Origin of the sequence: Methylobacterium sp. SD274 (genome assembly GCF_017355285.1) — a bacterium.
Taxonomy (GTDB): Bacteria; Pseudomonadota; Alphaproteobacteria; order Rhizobiales; family Beijerinckiaceae; genus Methylobacterium.
The window spans coordinates 19,818-35,704 of sequence record NZ_JADIJP010000037.1; the positions used below are offsets into that span (position 1 = coordinate 19,818).

General features: G+C 66.1%; 17 protein-coding genes. 10 read left to right on the plus strand and 7 right to left on the minus strand.

Annotated elements, in window-relative coordinates; translation table 11 throughout:
- Positions 1 to 152: 152 nt before the first annotated feature.
- Positions 153 to 1,301 (minus strand): helix-turn-helix domain-containing protein, encoded by a 1,149-nt coding sequence (locus tag IPV08_RS21995; protein WP_207413716.1) that lies wholly within the window; start codon positions 1,299 to 1,301, stop codon positions 153 to 155.
- 283 nt (positions 1,302 to 1,584) lie between these two features.
- On the opposite strand from IPV08_RS21995, the gene IPV08_RS22000 reads away from it, so the two are divergent.
- Both IPV08_RS22000 and IPV08_RS22005 read left to right on the plus strand, forming a co-directional pair.
- Entirely contained in the window at positions 1,585 to 2,298 is a 714-nt protein-coding gene (locus tag IPV08_RS22000; RefSeq protein ID WP_207413718.1) for a Crp/Fnr family transcriptional regulator, read from the plus strand.
- 1 nt (position 2,299) lies between these two features.
- Positions 2,300 to 2,560 carry a hypothetical protein gene (locus tag IPV08_RS22005; protein ID WP_056426362.1) on the plus strand — a complete coding sequence of 87 codons (261 nt, stop codon included), beginning with the start codon at positions 2,300 to 2,302 and terminating at the stop codon, positions 2,558 to 2,560.
- Between the two features lie 49 nt (positions 2,561 to 2,609).
- Here the strand turns inward: IPV08_RS22005 and IPV08_RS22010 are convergent, their stop codons facing one another.
- Both IPV08_RS22010 and IPV08_RS22015 read right to left on the minus strand, forming a co-directional pair.
- Positions 2,610 to 3,443, minus strand: a complete 834-nt coding sequence (locus tag IPV08_RS22010) for an AraC family transcriptional regulator (protein WP_207413740.1) — start codon at positions 3,441 to 3,443, stop codon at positions 2,610 to 2,612.
- A gap of 279 nt (positions 3,444 to 3,722) precedes the next feature.
- Positions 3,723 to 4,619, minus strand: coding sequence for an AraC family transcriptional regulator (locus tag IPV08_RS22015; protein WP_207413720.1), 897 nt, complete (start codon positions 4,617 to 4,619; stop codon positions 3,723 to 3,725).
- 190 nt (positions 4,620 to 4,809) lie between these two features.
- Between IPV08_RS22015 and IPV08_RS22020 the strand changes: the two genes are divergently transcribed.
- The 4 genes from IPV08_RS22020 (at position 4,810) to IPV08_RS22035 (ending at position 7,701) form a co-directional block, all read left to right on the plus strand.
- A complete protein-coding gene (locus IPV08_RS22020; RefSeq protein WP_207413721.1) occupies positions 4,810 to 6,207 on the plus strand; it encodes an ATP-binding protein in 1,398 nt (465 codons plus the stop codon).
- Positions 6,208 to 6,342: 135 nt separating this feature from the next.
- Complete coding sequence (locus IPV08_RS22025) at positions 6,343 to 6,966, plus strand: response regulator (RefSeq protein ID WP_207413723.1); 624 nt, start codon at positions 6,343 to 6,345, stop codon at positions 6,964 to 6,966.
- Positions 6,967 to 7,195: 229 nt separating this feature from the next.
- Positions 7,196 to 7,447 carry a hypothetical protein gene (locus IPV08_RS22030; protein WP_056426378.1) on the plus strand — a complete coding sequence of 84 codons (252 nt, stop codon included), beginning with the start codon at positions 7,196 to 7,198 and terminating at the stop codon, positions 7,445 to 7,447.
- 47 nt (positions 7,448 to 7,494) lie between these two features.
- On the plus strand, positions 7,495 to 7,701 hold the full coding sequence (locus IPV08_RS22035; RefSeq protein WP_207413725.1) for a hypothetical protein: 207 nt from the start codon (positions 7,495 to 7,497) through the stop codon (positions 7,699 to 7,701).
- 236 nt (positions 7,702 to 7,937) lie between these two features.
- Here IPV08_RS22035 and IPV08_RS22040 read toward each other — a convergent pair whose 3' ends face one another.
- Positions 7,938 to 9,596, minus strand: a complete 1,659-nt coding sequence (locus tag IPV08_RS22040; RefSeq protein ID WP_207413727.1) for an FAD-dependent oxidoreductase — start codon at positions 9,594 to 9,596, stop codon at positions 7,938 to 7,940.
- A gap of 550 nt (positions 9,597 to 10,146) precedes the next feature.
- Between IPV08_RS22040 and IPV08_RS22045 the strand changes: the two genes are divergently transcribed.
- From IPV08_RS22045 to IPV08_RS22060, 4 genes are all read left to right on the plus strand, one after another.
- Positions 10,147 to 10,947: a HAMP domain-containing sensor histidine kinase gene (locus IPV08_RS22045; RefSeq protein ID WP_207413729.1), complete on the plus strand. Its 801-nt coding sequence runs from the start codon at positions 10,147 to 10,149 to the stop codon at positions 10,945 to 10,947.
- Positions 10,929 to 12,884 carry an ATP-binding protein gene (locus IPV08_RS22050; protein WP_207413731.1) on the plus strand — a complete coding sequence of 652 codons (1,956 nt, stop codon included), beginning with the start codon at positions 10,929 to 10,931 and terminating at the stop codon, positions 12,882 to 12,884. Before IPV08_RS22045 ends, IPV08_RS22050 begins: the two co-directional genes overlap by 19 nt.
- Entirely contained in the window at positions 12,881 to 13,552 is a 672-nt protein-coding gene (locus tag IPV08_RS22055; RefSeq protein ID WP_207413733.1) for a response regulator transcription factor, read from the plus strand. The genes IPV08_RS22050 and IPV08_RS22055 overlap by 4 nt, the downstream gene beginning before the upstream one ends.
- 141 nt (positions 13,553 to 13,693) lie before the next feature.
- Positions 13,694 to 14,086 carry a response regulator gene (locus IPV08_RS22060; protein ID WP_207413734.1) on the plus strand — a complete coding sequence of 131 codons (393 nt, stop codon included), beginning with the start codon at positions 13,694 to 13,696 and terminating at the stop codon, positions 14,084 to 14,086.
- A gap of 21 nt (positions 14,087 to 14,107) precedes the next feature.
- Here IPV08_RS22060 and IPV08_RS22065 read toward each other — a convergent pair whose 3' ends face one another.
- The 3 genes from IPV08_RS22065 to IPV08_RS22075 all read right to left on the minus strand — a co-directional run bounded on the left by IPV08_RS22065 (position 14,108) and on the right by IPV08_RS22075 (position 15,829).
- Positions 14,108 to 14,944 carry an alpha/beta hydrolase gene (locus IPV08_RS22065; RefSeq protein WP_056426397.1) on the minus strand — a complete coding sequence of 279 codons (837 nt, stop codon included), beginning with the start codon at positions 14,942 to 14,944 and terminating at the stop codon, positions 14,108 to 14,110.
- A gap of 124 nt (positions 14,945 to 15,068) precedes the next feature.
- Complete coding sequence (locus IPV08_RS22070; protein WP_207413736.1) at positions 15,069 to 15,488, minus strand: lysozyme inhibitor LprI family protein; 420 nt, start codon at positions 15,486 to 15,488, stop codon at positions 15,069 to 15,071.
- A gap of 143 nt (positions 15,489 to 15,631) precedes the next feature.
- The gene (locus IPV08_RS22075) at positions 15,632 to 15,829 is read right to left on the minus strand and encodes a hypothetical protein (protein WP_207413738.1); all 198 of its coding nucleotides are present in this window, start codon (positions 15,827 to 15,829) and stop codon (positions 15,632 to 15,634) included.
- Positions 15,830 to 15,887: the final 58 nt, after the last annotated feature.

Consider the following 15,887-nt stretch of genomic DNA (forward strand, 5'->3'; position numbering starts at 1 on the left):
ACCATATCGCCCCCGGTCTACGGACCGGCGGGCCTCGCGGCGAGAACCCTGCTCTCAGCGAGGAAGGCGTCCGCGTCCGCGGACGGAAGGCGGGTCGACCGATACCGGACCGTCGAGGCGCGTTGCGTCGGCGCTTCGCCGACGCCGAAATCCTATGCGGCGGACCGCTCGCCGAGATGCAGATAGTCCGCATCGAATTCGGCGAGACGCTTCAGGCGCGGCCAGTCGAGGATCCTCAGGGTCCGGCCCTTGAGCTCGATCAGCCCGCGCCGTCGAAGCTCCTGTAGCGAACGGTTGACGTGGACGGTGGTCATTCCCGTCGTATCCGCGAGCTGGTTCTGTGTGACGGGCAGGTCGCAGCTTTGGTTGGTTCCGACACCTGCGGCCTGAAAGCGGGTGATCAGTTCGCAGAACAGATGGGCGATCCGCTCCAGCGCCGTTCGCTGACCGACATTGACCAGCCACTCGTGCAGGGTCGCCTCATCCACGAGACTTGCCATCCGCAAGGCCCGCGCGATGGCCGGATGATGCTCCATGAGATCCTTCACGACAGTCACCGGGATCCGCACCACCTCGCAGGCGGAGAGCGTGGCGAGGGTGTGATCCATGCGGTTCATGAGCGCCACATCGAGATCGCAGGTGTCGCCGGGCACGAGATAGGCGGTGATCTGGCGGGCGCCGCTGGGGCGCTGCTTGTAGCGGCAGGCGATCCCACTCATCACGAGATGGACGCCATCCGGTGGGTCGCCCGCCCGGACGAAATCGGTATGCGGCGCGATGGGGCGAGGATTGGCGCTGATCCGTTCCAGGATCTCCCGGTCGGCCTGGGAGAGCGTCACGAACCCCTCCAGCTTGCGGATGAAGGGGTTGCTCCGGCCCTCGACCGGTTGAAGCCTCCGAATAGGCGTCACGACCTCGGCGCTCATCGGTGGGGGCGCTTTGGCGAGGCTGTCCAGCAGCGCGATGATATCGTTGGGCAGAGCCGGTTTGGTCAGCCAGGGCAGGTTCTGGAAGTCCGAGGCACGAGGCTCGTCCTGCTGGAAACCCGAATGGACGAGGATGGGAATTCTGCGTTGGCGCAATTCGCGGCCCAATACGGTGCAGAAGCCGTCCCTGAGCTTGACGTCCACCACCGCGAGGGCGGGACTGGCCAGGTCGATGGCGGCCAGTGCCTCGGGCGTCGTCGCGAATGGCCCCAGCACGCGGTAGCCCGCCCCCATCAGAGCGTCGCTGAGGTCCTCCGCTATGAGAAAATCCGGTTCGGCTAGGAGCACCGTCGGTTGTCGGGCTGCAAGGTCCATGTCCGGGCTCCAAAAATGAAGGCCACCTGTCATCTGACGGGCAAAATCGTATACCCAGGTTTAAACATGATCTGAATTGACAGTAAACAAAACAAAGCGTCCGGTGCGGTATCGAACTTACGTCGGATACGCTGATCAGTTTCGGTTAATCTATGACAGTTTGCCAAATGTTATTGAGATCATCTGTTATCCGTGCCATGACTTAGCGATCGCCTGCAATGATGTCCGAGCGTAGGCGACTAAGAGACGCCGAGCTCTTGCTCCGACGAGGAGGCAAGGGCCCATGGCTCACATCCAGCAATCTGCCGTGCGCAATCGCCTGCTGAAGGTCATGACCGGTGAGGATTTCGCCCGGCTCCAGCCTCATCTGGAACCCGTTGACTTGCTGGTCGATCAGACGCTGATCGAAGCCAATATCCGAACCGAGTACCTGTACTTCCTGGAGAGCGGTCTCGGTTCGATTACGGCCGACGGTACCAACGGCCGGGTCGAGATCGGGATCATCGGCCGAGAGGGCGTGATCGGTGCGTCGCATGTGCTGCTTGGCTCGGACCGTGTCCCCTACCGGCACTTCGTGCAGATGGCGGGTCACGCCTTGTCGATCCGCGCCGGGATCGTCAGCGCGGCGGTGGACGAGAGCCCGACCCTCCGCAAGCTGCTCCTCCGCTACGTTCTGACCGAGATGATCCAGGTGCGGCAGACGGCGATCGTCAACGCCACCTTTGAGATCGAGGTGCGCCTCGCACGCTGGCTGCTCATGTGCCACGATCGTGCAGAAGGCGATGAACTGCTGCTCAAGCACGAGTTCCTGTCGATGATGCTGGGCGTGCGACGCTCAGGCGTCACCCTGGCCATGCAGCAGCTCGAAGGGGCCGGTCGTATCCGGGCTCGGCGCGGGCGCATCACCGTGCTGGATCGGGAGCTCTTGGAGGAGATGGCCAATGGCAGCTACGGCACGCCCGAGGCCGAGTATGCCCGCCTGATCGAAGGCGCCTGACATGCCCCGGTACTTCTTCAACCTTCGCTATGGTGCGGGCCTCGGCAAGCTGGCAGTCGATCCGGAGGGAGATGAACTGGCCGATCTGGACGCCGCGCGCCAGCATGCGTTGCAATGTGCCCGCGAGCTGGTCGCTGGATCTCGCTCGTTTGCCGTGCGGGATTGGTTCGCCTGCTCCTTCGAGGTCGAGGACGCGAATGCGCGCCGCGTGCTGACCGTGCCGTTCAGCGACATCGTTCCGGAGGACGATGACGAAGATTGAACGGCGCCGTCCCCAGGATGCCCTGAGGTAACCCCTTGGGCTCCGGCGGTCACGGCATCGTGGCGTGCCGCGCCTCCGGTTCCATCAGGCGACGCCAGCGTCCCGGAGTCGTGCCCTGGTTTTTTGCGAAGGCGCGCGTGAAGTGGCTCTGATCGGCGAAGCCGCAGGCCAGGGCGATGTCGGCGAGCGTCCGATCCTTCCTTCGCATCATGACCTTGGCGCGGGCGATGCGCTCCCCCGTCAACCAGGAATGGGGGGCGATGCCGGTGGATTGGCGAAAGGCGCGCGCGAAGTGGCTGACGGACAGGCCACAGGATTCCGAGACCGCCCGGAGGTCGATGGCCTGGGCGAGATCGGCACGGATCCGGTCCTGAGCGCGACGAAGCTGCCAGGGAGCCAGGCCGCCGCGAACGGTCTCGGGCGCGGGTTTGAGCCGCGTATAGGTTCCCAGGAGATGGGCCGCCACCGCATGGGTCAACTGGCGGCGGATGGCCCCGGCCCAGCGATCGTCCCGATCCAGGGTTTCTCCGACACTGACGGCGAGATGATACAAGGCGGGGTCCGCCAGCACCATTCCGTAGACCGGTAGGAATTCCTCGACGGGATCGGCGTCGTGGATGCTCAGATCCTCGGCCACCTGCGTCAGGATCTGGCGATCGAGCCCGATCTGGAGGGTTCGCGCCGGAGCACGCAACAGGCGGGGCTGACGCAGGTCATGAAGGATCGCCTCACCTGCGCGCAGCTGCATCTGTGGCTGACCATCCGCACGGTCCCGGAGCGCAACGTGGTTCCATGGCGTCGGTGGCTCGTCGAGCCGGATCTGGAGGACGAGCGCATCGACCCGGTCGATCCGGACCGCGCTCGCGACGCCGTCCCTGGACATCAGCACGATGGCCCCCTCGGACCAGTCGCCGAGCCGGATTCTCGATGGGCCAACTGGATCGCATGGAGTTTGCTCGAAACGAAAATGCTGCCTTGCGCGAGGGCGGGCGGATGCCGGGGCCGGACGCGCGAGAGCATGCTTTGCCGGTTCGTGGACAGGCGTCACGTGCATGTCTGTTTCCCCATTCACCATGGAGATCACTTAAATCGCTGAAGCCGCTCTCGTATTTCGCCGAATTGCCGTGGACTTCGCATATCCTGCTGTCCGGATTGCGAGGGGTTATGAATAATGCTGCCTGTACTCGCCGGGTGTCCGACCGACAGCGCGCTTGAATGCCGTGTTGAACGAGCCCTGACTGGAAAACCCGGAGGACAGGGCGACGTCGATCAGGGATATTTTTCGCTCGGTCAGTAATCGGCGTGCGCGCTTCAGTCTTTCTTCGCTGACGAAGGCATAAGGCGTTTTCCCGGTGACGCGCTTGAACATGCGGGTGAAGTGGAAGGGGCTGAGGCAAGCGACGGCGGCGATCTCGGCCACGGACAGGTCCCGTTCGAGATTGTCGCGGATGAAGGCGACGGCGCGGTTGATCCGGTCCGGGGATGCGGCGTCCGTGGTGGGGCGCGCTCGCGTTTCCGGTCGGTCGTGACCGTAGGCCTGCGCGATCCGGGCCGTCAGGGCGAGGGCGGCAGCCTCCACCATCATGCGGCCCGCCGAGCTTTCCCGGATCAGTTCCTGATGGATCGAGAGGCCGATCTGGACGAGCAGCGGATCCTCGACGCCGGCGAGATAGCGCACGGCATCGGCACGGATGCGCGCGTCGCCATACAGGGCGGCGAGATGGTCGAAACGCTCCGCCGGCAGATAGATGTGGAGGATCTCGTCCAGGGGCGCCGAGATGTTGATGTCGTCCTCCCCGACCCCGATGGGACAGAGCCAGATCGTTCCGCTCGCCACCGGCGTCCGCTGCCGGATCCCGGCGCCCTTGCGGCTGACATGAGCATCGGGGCTGCGCCGGACCGCGAGCGTGATCTCCATCTGGGTCGGGACGATGGCGGGCAGGTCGCCGGCCGGATGAGACCGCAACTCCGCGGCGACGCCGTTCCATTGCCGGCCCGCCGAGGAGGCGAAGAGACCCGCTTTCGGGAACTTGTGTGCGCCATGACGGTGAAAATCCATGCCGGCAACGTGCAAGCCGCGCTCGAACTCGGCTATTATACAGGTGTATCGGATACCAGACGAGCAGTGCCCGACATCGCGGCGAAGCCAGGCGGACGAGCGAATGCGGCAGGTCTTCTCGCGGTGGCCGAGCCGGGCGTCCGCCTCGCCCGGAGCGGATCGACCGACCTCGGGAGACCCACCCGCCTGGATGCGAGCCGATCCGGCCCGTCGCCGGAAGCTGCACCCCACCGGGCTCGGCTTTGCCGTCGGAGTGACGCTCCCGCCCGTCATCCTGGCGGGGCTCGCCGGTTGGGCGGCCGCGGCGGCGTCCACGATGGCGGCCCTCGTCATCGGAGCGGGCGGCGTTCTGGCGCTTGCGGTCGCAATGTTGAGCATCGCGCGAATGCGAGCCGCGTCCGAACGCAGTGAGGCGCGCTTCGCTGCCATCTTCGAGCGGGCCGGGATTTCGATGTGGCGCGAGGATTGGACGGAGGCGGCCCGGGCGGTCATGGAACTGCGCCATGCGGGCGTGACCGATATCGAGTGCTATTACGCCAGCCGTCCGGACGAACTCCGCGCTTTGTGTGCAAAGGTGATCGTCACGGACGTGAACGCCTTCACCCTCGAGGAGACGGGGGCCACTGACAAGAGCGCCTATCTCGGCCCGCTCGATCGGCTGCTGCCCTCGACAGACCAGACCTTCGTCCAGTGGCTCGTCGCGTTCGGCCGCGGCGATCGGTTCTTCCGCTCGGAAGCGCATGTGGTCCGGGCCGATGGAAGCGAGGGGGACACGCTCTTCACCGCGATGCTGCCGCAGGATCTCGACGGGTTCGCCGAGATCATCGTCACCTCCCTCGATGTCACGGCGTTCAAGCAGGCGCAGGCGAACGCCGCTGTGGCCGATAGCGAGCTCGCACGATCATCGCGGATCACCACGGTGGGAGCTTTGAGCGCGTCGATCGCCCACGAGGTCAATTCCCCGCTCGCGGTGATCGTCGCCAATGCCGAAGCCGCCCTGCGCTGGTTGAAACGGCCCCAGCCGGATGTCGAGGCGGCGTCCGCAGCCCTCGACGACGTGGTCGGCGCCGCGATCCGCGCCCGAGACGTGATCTCCCGCACACGATCCTATCTCGGCAACGCGCCCCGCCTGTTCACCCCCGTCGATCCGCTACAGGCGGCGCGGGACGCCAATCTGCTGATCGAGCGCGAGATCCGTGTCCACGGCGCGACGGTCCACATTGCCGCCGACGGTGAGATCTCGCTCATCGCGGCCGATCCGATCCAGATCCAGCAGGTCTTCGTGAACCTGCTCCTCAATGCGGCGCAGGCGATGACGGACAGCGCCGGACGCCGGGATATCCTGGTCGCCATCCGCCGCGAGGCCGCCTTCGTCGCCGTCACCGTCAGCGATACGGGCCCCGGCATCGCGCAGGAGCGGCGCGCGCGGATCTTCGAGCCGTTTCATTCGACCAAAGCGAATGGCATGGGCATGGGCCTCGCGATCTGCCGCAACCTCATCGATGCCCATGGGGGCGACATCCGTGTCGATGCCGCGCCGGGTGGAGGCGCCGCGTTCCACATCACGCTCCCCATCTCCGATGCGTGATCCCTTCCCTGACGGTGAGGTGGTCGCCCTGGGATTGCGGTGTGGCGCACGATAATAAGAGGTCGGTGCGAAGCTTGCAGTCGAGGCGCTACGCAATTCGTGTATGAGACGAGCGTATTCGCGCCCGCGAGACCAATGCCCGAAGCGACCATTCATATCGTCGACGATGACCCTGTGCTGCGTGAAGCGCTGGTCCGCCTCTGTATGTCCGATGGGCTGGCAGCGGTCGGTCACGCGGATCCGAGCGGATTGTCGGGCTCGCTCCTGCGTCAATCACCCGAATGTATCCTGCTCGACGTGCGGCTCGCCGAACAGAGCGGACTGGCCGTCCAGGAAATGCTGCGCGCGGACGGCAACACGGTGCCGATCATCTTCCTGACCGGCTACGGCACGATCCCCATGTCGGTCCGTGCCATGCGGGGCGGCGCCGTCGAGTTCCTGACCAAGCCCTTCATCGCGGACGTGCTGCTCGCCGCGATCCGCAAGGCGCTCGAAGCCGATGCCGCCGCCCTCGCCGATCGGCGCGCACAGGGCGAACTCGCAGCCAGGTTCTCCACGCTGACCCCACGGGAAAACGACGTGATGCGATGCGCCATCGGGGGGCTGATGAACAAGCAGATCGCCGCCGATCTCGGCATCACGGAGATCACCGCCAAGGTTCACAAGAGGCGGGTCATGGAGAAGATGCAGGCCCGGTCCCTCGCCGACCTCGTCCGCATGGCGGATCAACTCGGCATCGTGGCCACGCGCCAGCGTTGAGCGGCCGAAGGGTCGAGCCGTCATGGCGGTGAACACCGTTCTGCCGGAGCCAGCGCAAGCCGAAACCTTCGTATGAGACGGTTTAACCAACGCATCGATCGGATGATCTGCCGTATAGTATTCAGGTTGCTTGGACGGATTAAGTTCTGGACATGAACTCAGGGCCGCGGCGAAGACATCGAGCGGCTCCGTTCTGACCCGAAACCAGTCTGACATCCGGAGACGTACCATGATCAAGCATCTCGCTTCCGTCGCCCTCCTGCAGCTTGGCCTGATGGCCCCTGCCCTCGCCATGCCGGATCGTCATCCGGCCCGCAGCACCGTCGAGCAGGTGGACCTGGACGGGACCGGTTCCCTGCAATCCCGTCATGAGCCGCAGGCGTCCCGGACCATCGACAGCTCGGCCAAGGGCGGCAACGCCGACGAGACGAACCACGCGGTGCCGAATTTCGGCACGACGTCGGGCGGTCCCGCCGACTGAGCTTTCATCGCCTCGCGGCAACGCGGTCATTTCCGGGGAGAGCGGCCATGAACCTTCTGATCAGACCCTGTCTCGCAGCCATCCTCGCGCTGGCATCGACCGTGCCCTTCGCGCAATCCCACACGCCTCCGGCGGGGCTCGACGCCGCCGGAGCGCGGGACCGGATCGACGCCCCGGGGAAGGCGGCGGTGCCGGTGACCGTCGAGGCCGATCGCCAGCAGGTCGGCCGTAAGACGGATCTGCAGGCGAAATGAGATCCGAGGCCAAGTGAGATCCGAGGCCAAGTGAAATTCAGGGCGGAGGACCGAATGGCCGCCAAGTGGTCCATTCGGTCCTCCGCTCCGTTTTCCCTGACGGCGGCCATGCATCCGGCGTCCAGAGTGGGAAACGTTCTGTCCGAACGCGCTGAAGCCGGCCCAAATCCAGCCAAAGCCTGTCGGCCATAGCCCTCCCCCGCCGGTCTCGGGCTTGGCGTTTCGCCTCTGTGCCTTCAGGGCTCCGGGTGCAGGAAACCGTGGACCGCCTGGACCACCACCGATCCCTCGCCCACCCCGGATGCGACGCGCTTCACCGAGCCCGCGCGAACGTCGCCGACGGCGTAAAGACCCGGGACCGTTGTGGCATAGGGAGACGCGGCCGGCATCCCGTCGCTCCGCAGGCCGGTCGGAACGAATCCCTTTGGATCGAGACCGAGGCAGTCCGAGAGCCATCCGGTATTCGGCACGGCACCGATCATGACGAAGACGTTGCCGATGGCCTTCGTTTCACTGATCCCGCTCGACCGGTCGGTCCATGTCACCGATGTCAGGGTGTCTTCACCGAGAAGCGCGGTGATCTCGGTCTGCGTATGCAGGGTAATGCGCGGCGACGACGCGATCCGCTGCACGAGATAATCGGACATCGTCGCGGCGAGACCGGTGGCCCGCACGAGAAGGTGGACATGCGCCACCGTGCGGGACAGGAACATTGCGGCCTGACCGGCCGAATTACCGCCACCCACGACGATCACCGCTTCGCCGGTGCAGAGTTGCGCTTCCATGGCTGTGGCGGCGTAATGGATGCCCTGCCCTTCGAAATGCGCGTAGCGCGGCAGATCCAGGCGGCGATAGCGGGCGCCGGTGGCGGCGATGACGGCGCGCGCCGGGACGGCGGTGCCATCTTCGAGGATCACCCGGAAGGGTGACCCGCCGCAATCGAGCCCCGTCGCCATGCGGGAGATCGCGAGACGCGCCCCGAACTTCTGCGCCTGGACCTGTGCGCGGCCGGCGAGCGCCTGACCGGAGATCCCGGTTGGAAAGCCGAGATAGTTCTCGATCTTCGAGGAGGTGCCGGCCTGACCGCCGGGTGCCAGCCCTTCGATGACGATGGTGTCGAGCCCTTCCGAGGCGGCATAGACCGCAGCGGCGAGGCCCGCCGGTCCGGCGCCGATCACCGCGACATCGTAGATGCGGCCGGGGTCGATCGCTTCCGTCAGCCCCAGCGCGTCCGCCAGTGCCGCGTTCGTAGGATTGCGCATCACCGCAGCGCCCGGAGCGATCACCACCGGCAGGTCCGCCTCGGTCAGGCCAAATCCGTCCAGGGCGTGGCGGGAGGCTGGGTCGCCCGCTGTGTCGAGGATGCGGTGCGGGTAGGCGTTCCGGACGAGGAAGCGCTCCAGGCGAAGGGTCTCACGCTGGTGACCGGGACCGATCAGCACGACACCTCCCCGCTCGTGGCGGATCAGGCCGACCCGGCGCAGGATGAAGGCCCGCATGATGATCTCGCCGATATCCGGCTCGGCGGTGACCAGGCGGCGAAAGGCGGCGCCATCGATCCGCACCACGCGCGTCTCCACCACGGTGCGTCCCGAGACCAGGATCTCCCGGTCGTTGAACAGGTCGAGCTCGCCCGTGAACTGCCCCTCGGTGTGCACCACGAAGACCCGGGCGGTTCCGTCATGGTCGGTCTCGAACATCTCGATCCGGCCGGCGAGGACGAGGAAGAAATCCACCCGCCGCTGCCCTCTGGTGAAGATGAGGCTACCCTCCGGCAGTATCTCCTCCGTGCCATAGCCGGCCACCCGGCGCTCCATTTCATCGCTGAGGCGAGGAAAGGTCTGCGCCGTGCGCTCGTCGCCGTCGGTGTCCGCCGCGAGGGGGGTGTCGGTCATCTCGGATCACTCCGTGCCGTCGAATCCGGAGGGGTCATTCCTGGCCCGGATAGTGTCTCGTCCTGTCGTCACTGCCGTAGCTGCAGGACGGCATGCCACTTGGCTTGTCCGATCGCGCGATGTTTTGGATGGGCCGGTGCCAATTCCCGGCGACCACCCACTCGCCGACGATCGGGAATGGTGTCTGGCCGAACGACCGGGATCAGCAGGAGGTCTCATTGATTCGCGTCCGGCGATCCATGGTGAGCGCGGTTGGAGAGGTGTTCTCGAGGTGAACGCGGATCGTTCAAAACACGGACCATACGTGCAAGACGAGCGGGGCGACTTATGGCGACTTGGATGCCGGACGGATGCGCAGCCGTCCGGCGGCGCGCGGCATCAGGGACGGGCATGCGCCGGGCCACGCTCCATCATGGCCCGTATGAGCGCCGCGCGGTGACCCCTTAGTAAACGACAGTATAGTTCACAGGCATCCGGTCACGCTTCATGGTTCGCTCGAACGGCCGAGGCTTCATCCGCCGTCCAGGCCACCGGGAATGGGGAGATGACGATGCTTCAGGCCGTTCATGTGCAGAGCCCGGCGGGACGGGCGGAGGCCGGTATGAGCGCCGAGACGGCCTGTGCCGCCATGTCCCGTCTCCTCGCCGTGGCTGGGCACGACCTGAAGCAGCCGCTCCAGGTCGCCGTCATGGCCATTGAGCGCGCGCTGCAGCGCAGCTCCGACCCGGAGGTCGCCGCTCGCCTCGGCATAGCAACGGGCGCGCTTCAACGGCTGGGACACGAGCTCGACGACCTCGCTCGCTCATCGCAACTCCGCAACGGGCCGGTGATTCAACGCGGAGCCGTATGCCTGCGCCACATGTTCGAGGAACTGCAGGCGGAGTGGGGCGGTCATGCTCGTGCCTGCGGGATCACGCTTCGCTTCCGGCCATCGGCGAGGATGGTCGACACCGATCCGACGATGCTCATGGCGATCCTGCGCAACCTCATCGGCAATGCGATCAAATATTCCCGCTTCGACGGGACCGTTCTGATCGGATGCCGCAGGCGTGGGCAGCATCTGGCGATCGCGGTGTACGACCAGGGCGAGGGCATCCCGTCGTCCCGGTGCGGAACGATCTTCGACGCCTTCGACCGTGGCGGGCGCGAGCATACCCAGCCGGGTCTCGGCCTCGGCCTGGCGATCGTGCGCCAGACGGCACTGGCCTTGGATCACAGGATCACGGTTCGGTCCGTGGAGGGTACGGGATCGCTGTTCTCCGTGACGGTGCCGTTAGCCGGGCGACCGGACGACAGGGTGCGTCGGGGCGCCGTCGATGCCGCGGAGGGGCGATGGACGCGCCTGTCGTAGCGGCCCCCTCGCCTTTCCGCCCCGCCGCCCCGCCGGAGGGCCGGCGACCGGGCGGAATCCTGGGCATCGTCGCCCTCGGCCTCGCCCTGGTCATCTTCATCGTCGACGCGTTCACGCCGCTCGAAGGCGCGGTGGCCGTGCTTTACGTGGTCGTCGTGCTCATCGCCGCGCGAGCATTCCAGCGGAACGGGGTGATCCTGACGGCGTCCGGGTGTCTCATCCTGACGACAGTCGCCTATTTCCTGTCGCACCGCCTGTTCGACAGCGACTCGGCGCTGCTGCGTGCCCTCGTCAGCCTCGCGGCCATCGCGATCAGCACGCTCCTGGTGCTTCGCAATCAATCCGCGGCCCGCATCCTCGCGGAGCAGGCCGAACTGCTCGAACTCACCCACGATCCGATCTTCGTGCGTACGCCCACCGACACGGTGACGTTCTGGAATCGCGCTGCGGAAGACCTCTATGGCTGGCGCCGGGACGAGGTTCGGGGGCGCAACGTGCACGTCCTCCTGCGTACGGCCTTTCCGGATGGGGAGGCGGCGATCCGGGACGCGCTGATGCGGAACGGGCGGTGGGAGGGTGAACTCGTCCAGACGGTGCGGTCGGGCGCCAGGGTCGTCGTCGAGAGCCGCTGGTCGCTCCAGCGCAATGCGGATGGTCAGCCGCTCGCGGTCTTGGAGACCAATACCGACATCACGGAGCGCAAGCGCGCCCACGCCGCCCTGGCGGAAAGCGAGCGGCGCTACCGTACCATCTTCGACACGGCCCGCGTGGCGATCCTGCAGCAGGATTGGCGCCAGGTGAAGGCGGTCATCGACGCGGTCCCGCGCGATTCGGGGATGTCCCTCGGCACCTATCTCGACGATCATCCGGAGGTCGTCCGCGACCTGCGCCGCAGCGTCACCATCGTCGACGCCAATGCCGAATTGCGGCGCCTGATCGGAGCCGATACGGGCGCTGCAGCGCCGCAATCCCTCGACGCCTTCCTGTTCGAGGACGAGCCGACCTTCGTCGAGTCGTTGCTGGCGCTGGCGCGGGGCGAGACCTTCTTCGAGGGGGAGACCGTGATCCGCTCGCTTTCGGGGGAGCGGGTGCCGATCCTCTTCGGCATCACCTTTCCGTCCCATGCGGATGGGTTCGAGTGCGTGCTGGTCTTCGCCCTCGACATCGCCGAGCGCAAGCAGGCGCAGGAAGCGCTGTTGGCGCTTCAGTCCGAGCTCGCCCATACGGCGCGCGTGACAACGCTGGGCGAACTCACCGCCTCCATCGCCCATGAGGTCAATCAGCCCCTTGCGGCCATCGTGACCAATGGCGAGGCGGCGTTGCGCTGGCTGAAGCGGAGCCCGCCGGATCTCGGCGAAGTCTCGGCCGCGGTGACGCGGGTCGTGGCGAGCGGCACCCGCGCCGGCGAGATCGTCTCGCGGATCCGCACTTTCCTCGCCAAGGCGCCGCCCCCGCGCGACTGGCTCGATCTGCGCGAGATGATCGGGGAAGCCGTACTTCTCGTCGAACGCGAGTTGGTACGCCATGACGTGCGCCTGGTGCGTGACGTGGCGGCCGACGTGACGCCGGTCCATGGCGACCGGGTTCAGCTGCAGCAGGTGCTCATCAACCTGATGGTGAATGCCATCCAGGCCATGGCGACGGTCATCGGGCGGCCCCGTCTCCTGATCATCCGCGTCGCCCCGGACGGGACCGAGCATGTCCGCGTCACCGTCGCCGATAGCGGCGGGGGAATCGCGGCGGAGGCCGTCGAACGGATCTTCCAGCCGTTCTTCACCACCAAGGCGGACGGGATGGGCATGGGACTGGCGATCTGCCGCTCGATCGTCGAAGCGCATGGCGGTCGCCTCTGGATTGGTGGCCATGACGATCGCGACGATGGTCCGGGCGCCGCCTTCCACTTCACCATACCGATGACGGCCGAGAGGGGATCATGATCCGAGGTAATGCGGCAGGGCCGGCACGCGCATCGATTGCGAGGCAGACCGTGTTCGTCGTCGATGACGACCCGGATATCCGGGATGCCCTATCGGGTCTTCTCCGCTCCATCGATCTTACCTGCGCTGCCTTCGCGTCGGTGGCGGAGTTCCTCGCCGCGCCGCGTCCTCTGGGCGCCGGATGCCTCGTCGTCGATGTCCGCCTGCCGGGCGTGAGCGGCCTCGAGTTCCAGACTCAGCTCGGCGCCCTGGGGATCGATCTGCCGATGATCCTGATGACGGGGCACGGCGATATTCCGATGACGGTGAAAGCGATGAAGGCCGGAGCGGTCGATTTCCTCGCCAAGCCGTTCCGAGAACAGGATCTTCTCGACGCGATCGGCACGGCGCTGGCGCGCGACGCGGTTCAGCGCAGCGCGCATGCGGCCCTCGACGATCTCAGGGCCGATTACGAGACCCTCACTGCGCGGGAGCGGGAGGTGATGGCGCAGGTCACCGCCGGCCTGATGAACAAGCAGGTCGCTGGCAATCTCGGCCTCAGCGAGATCACGGTGAAGATCCACCGGGGCCACGTCATGCGCAAGATGAAAGCGCGCTCCCTGGCCGATCTGGTTCGGAGTGCCGAGTCCCTCGGGATCTCCCATGCCGGCGGTGCGCCGACGCGGTGACCGTTCTGCCGGCCTTTGCCGAAAGGTGGGGCCCGGCAAACCTCCGTATGATTCCAACCCACGGCGCGAGGGGCCATATCTCGGCCTGGGCCAACCCTCCCCGATCACGGGGACCGGGCGGTGAACCCTTAGGTCAGTGGAATGCCAACTCCGCCTGTGATCGCGATCGTCGACGACGACGAGGACGTACGCGTGGCGACCGGAAGCCTCGTGCGCTCCCTCGGCTACACCGCCCGCATCTACGCCTCGGCCCGCGACTTCCTGGCTACCTGCTCGGCGGACGCGCCCGACTGCGTCATCACCGACGTGCAGATGCCCGGCATGACCGGCGTTGAGATGCAGAAGGGTCTGCACGCCCTGGGATCGCGGGTGCCAGTGATCTTCGTGACGGCGTTCCCGACCGAGGCCCTGCGCGAAACCCTTCTGGCGGCGGGCGCCAGTGACTTCCTGGGCAAGCCCTGCGACGGCGCCACGATCATCCGCTCGCTGGAGCAGGCGCTGACGGGGCGGTCGACGAGGGACGCGACGGCGTGACCGCCGTCGCGAAAACCCGGATCAGCCCTTCACGAAGGCGAGGAGGTCGGGGTTGATGACGTCGTGGTGGGTGGTGAGCATCCCGTGCGGAAAGCCGGGATAGGTCTTGAGCGTGCCATTGGTCAGGAGTTCGACCGATTTCAGCGCAGAATCGGCGATGGGAACGATCTGGTCGTCGTCCCCATGCAGGACCAGCGTCGGCACGGTGATGGCTTTCAGATCGTCCGTCTGGTCGGTCTCTGAGAACGCCGCGATGCCGTCGTAATGGGCCTTCGTGCTGCCCATCATGCCCTGGCGCCACCAATTCTGGATCACGCCCTGTTGCACCGTCGCGCCGTCGCGGTTGAACCCGTAGAAGGGCCCGCTCGCCACGTCGAGGAAGAACTGCGCGCGGTTCGCGGCGGTGGCCGCGCGGAACCCGTCGAACACCTCGATCGGCAGGCCTTCGGGATTGGCTTCCGTCTTGACCATCAGCGGCGGCACCGCGGAGACCAGCACGGCCTTGGCCACGCGTCCGGCCGGCTCTCCGTGCCTCGCTACATAGCGGGCGACCTCGCCGCCGCCGGTGGAATGACCGATATGCACGGCGTTCCGCAGGTCCAGCGCTTCCGTCACCGCGAAGGCGTCGGCGGCGTAGTGATCCATGTCATGGCCGCTATCGACCTGGGCCGAGCGGCCATGACCGCGTCGGTCATGCGCCACGACCCGGTAGCCGTGCTGCAGGAAGAACAGGATCTGCGCGTCCCAATCGTCCGAGGAGAGCGGCCAGCCATGGTGAAACATGATCGGCTGGGCGCTCTTGGAACCCCAATCCTTGTAGAAGATCTCGACGCCGTCCTTGGTCGTGACGAAGGGCATGGAAGGCTATCCTGTTCGGGAGGGAGATGGTCCGAGCTATGGAAGCAAGGCGCCGAGTCGGCTTGACGATTCGCGTCACCGCTTGGACGAACGCGCCATTGCCGATGCCTTCGGTCGGACGGCCCTACTCGGCGAGCAGGCTTTCCAGGAAGAACACCCGCCGCGCCGTCTCATCGAGATTGCAGCTCGAGGCGGCGATCAGGTCCATGGTTCCGCCTCCTCCGAAGATCATCGTCAGCTTGCAGGAGGCGGTCCTGTAGGCCAGCCAACCCCGCTGAGAATCGCGGAGCGCGGTCTTCTCCTCGTCCGTCGATTTGCGCATGAGCGTCTGGTAGGCGGCGTTCAGCTTCTTGTCCTGCAGCGACAGTTCCGCGGACGCACAATCCAGCATCTCGGCTGTGACGCCACCGGATTTGTCCATGCATTTATCGTAGTCCGGGGAATATGTCTGCGTATTCATGCCGGCGGCGTAGGACGGCTCGACGACGATGCTGCCGAGCAGGCTGACCATCACGGCAACGGGAAAGGCGAATGTGCGATTCATCGGGACCTTCGGTTCTCCAGACAAGAACAGCCATGATTTGACCGGTGTGAAGCCGGCTCTGAGGGGCCGTGGGAGCCGGACGGCATGGTGCCCGGTTCTAAGCAATGATCCCGCTCCGCAAGGCGCTGCCGGTCATCCCCCCGTCAGCGCATCAGCCACGACACCAGCCAGATGCCGCCTGCAAGGACGGCCCCGAAGATCAGTGTCTGGACGAGGATGTAGACCAGCAGGATTCGTCGCGGAAAATGCGCACGCGTGGCGGCATTCAGCATCTGCCGCACGCGTGCGCCATAGAGAATCGCGCCGAGGGCGACGATCGCCCCGATGAGAAGCTGCGTCATGGCCTCACTGCACCGCTCCGCAGGTCATCGTCGGCGGTGCCGCGGCAGCGCTCGCTCG

Excerpts from the sequence above, each read along its gene's own strand:
- IPV08_RS22000 (WP_207413718.1), top strand. The coding sequence starts at position 1,585 with ATGGCTCACATCCAGCAATCTGCCGTGCGCAATCGCCTGCTGAAGGTC.
- IPV08_RS22045 (WP_207413729.1), top strand. The coding sequence starts at position 10,147 with ATGCTTCAGGCCGTTCATGTGCAGAGCCCGGCGGGACGGGCGGAGGCC.
- IPV08_RS22065 (WP_056426397.1), bottom strand. The coding sequence starts at position 14,944 with ATGCCCTTCGTCACGACCAAGGACGGCGTCGAGATCTTCTACAAGGAT.
- IPV08_RS22050 (WP_207413731.1), top strand. The coding sequence starts at position 10,929 with ATGGACGCGCCTGTCGTAGCGGCCCCCTCGCCTTTCCGCCCCGCCGCC.
- IPV08_RS22040 (WP_207413727.1), bottom strand. The coding sequence starts at position 9,596 with ATGACCGACACCCCCCTCGCGGCGGACACCGACGGCGACGAGCGCACG.
- IPV08_RS22075 (WP_207413738.1), bottom strand. The coding sequence starts at position 15,829 with ATGACGCAGCTTCTCATCGGGGCGATCGTCGCCCTCGGCGCGATTCTC.
- IPV08_RS22060 (WP_207413734.1), top strand. The coding sequence starts at position 13,694 with ATGCCAACTCCGCCTGTGATCGCGATCGTCGACGACGACGAGGACGTA.
- IPV08_RS22005 (WP_056426362.1), top strand. The coding sequence starts at position 2,300 with ATGCCCCGGTACTTCTTCAACCTTCGCTATGGTGCGGGCCTCGGCAAG.
- IPV08_RS22010 (WP_207413740.1), bottom strand. The coding sequence starts at position 3,443 with ATGTCCAGGGACGGCGTCGCGAGCGCGGTCCGGATCGACCGGGTCGAT.
- IPV08_RS22035 (WP_207413725.1), top strand. The coding sequence starts at position 7,495 with ATGAACCTTCTGATCAGACCCTGTCTCGCAGCCATCCTCGCGCTGGCA.
- IPV08_RS22055 (WP_207413733.1), top strand. The coding sequence starts at position 12,881 with ATGATCCGAGGTAATGCGGCAGGGCCGGCACGCGCATCGATTGCGAGG.
- IPV08_RS22020 (WP_207413721.1), top strand. The coding sequence starts at position 4,810 with ATGCGAGCCGATCCGGCCCGTCGCCGGAAGCTGCACCCCACCGGGCTC.
- IPV08_RS22025 (WP_207413723.1), top strand. The coding sequence starts at position 6,343 with ATGCCCGAAGCGACCATTCATATCGTCGACGATGACCCTGTGCTGCGT.
- IPV08_RS22030 (WP_056426378.1), top strand. The coding sequence starts at position 7,196 with ATGATCAAGCATCTCGCTTCCGTCGCCCTCCTGCAGCTTGGCCTGATG.
- IPV08_RS22015 (WP_207413720.1), bottom strand. The coding sequence starts at position 4,619 with ATGGATTTTCACCGTCATGGCGCACACAAGTTCCCGAAAGCGGGTCTC.
- IPV08_RS22070 (WP_207413736.1), bottom strand. The coding sequence starts at position 15,488 with ATGAATCGCACATTCGCCTTTCCCGTTGCCGTGATGGTCAGCCTGCTC.
- IPV08_RS21995 (WP_207413716.1), bottom strand. The coding sequence starts at position 1,301 with ATGGACCTTGCAGCCCGACAACCGACGGTGCTCCTAGCCGAACCGGAT.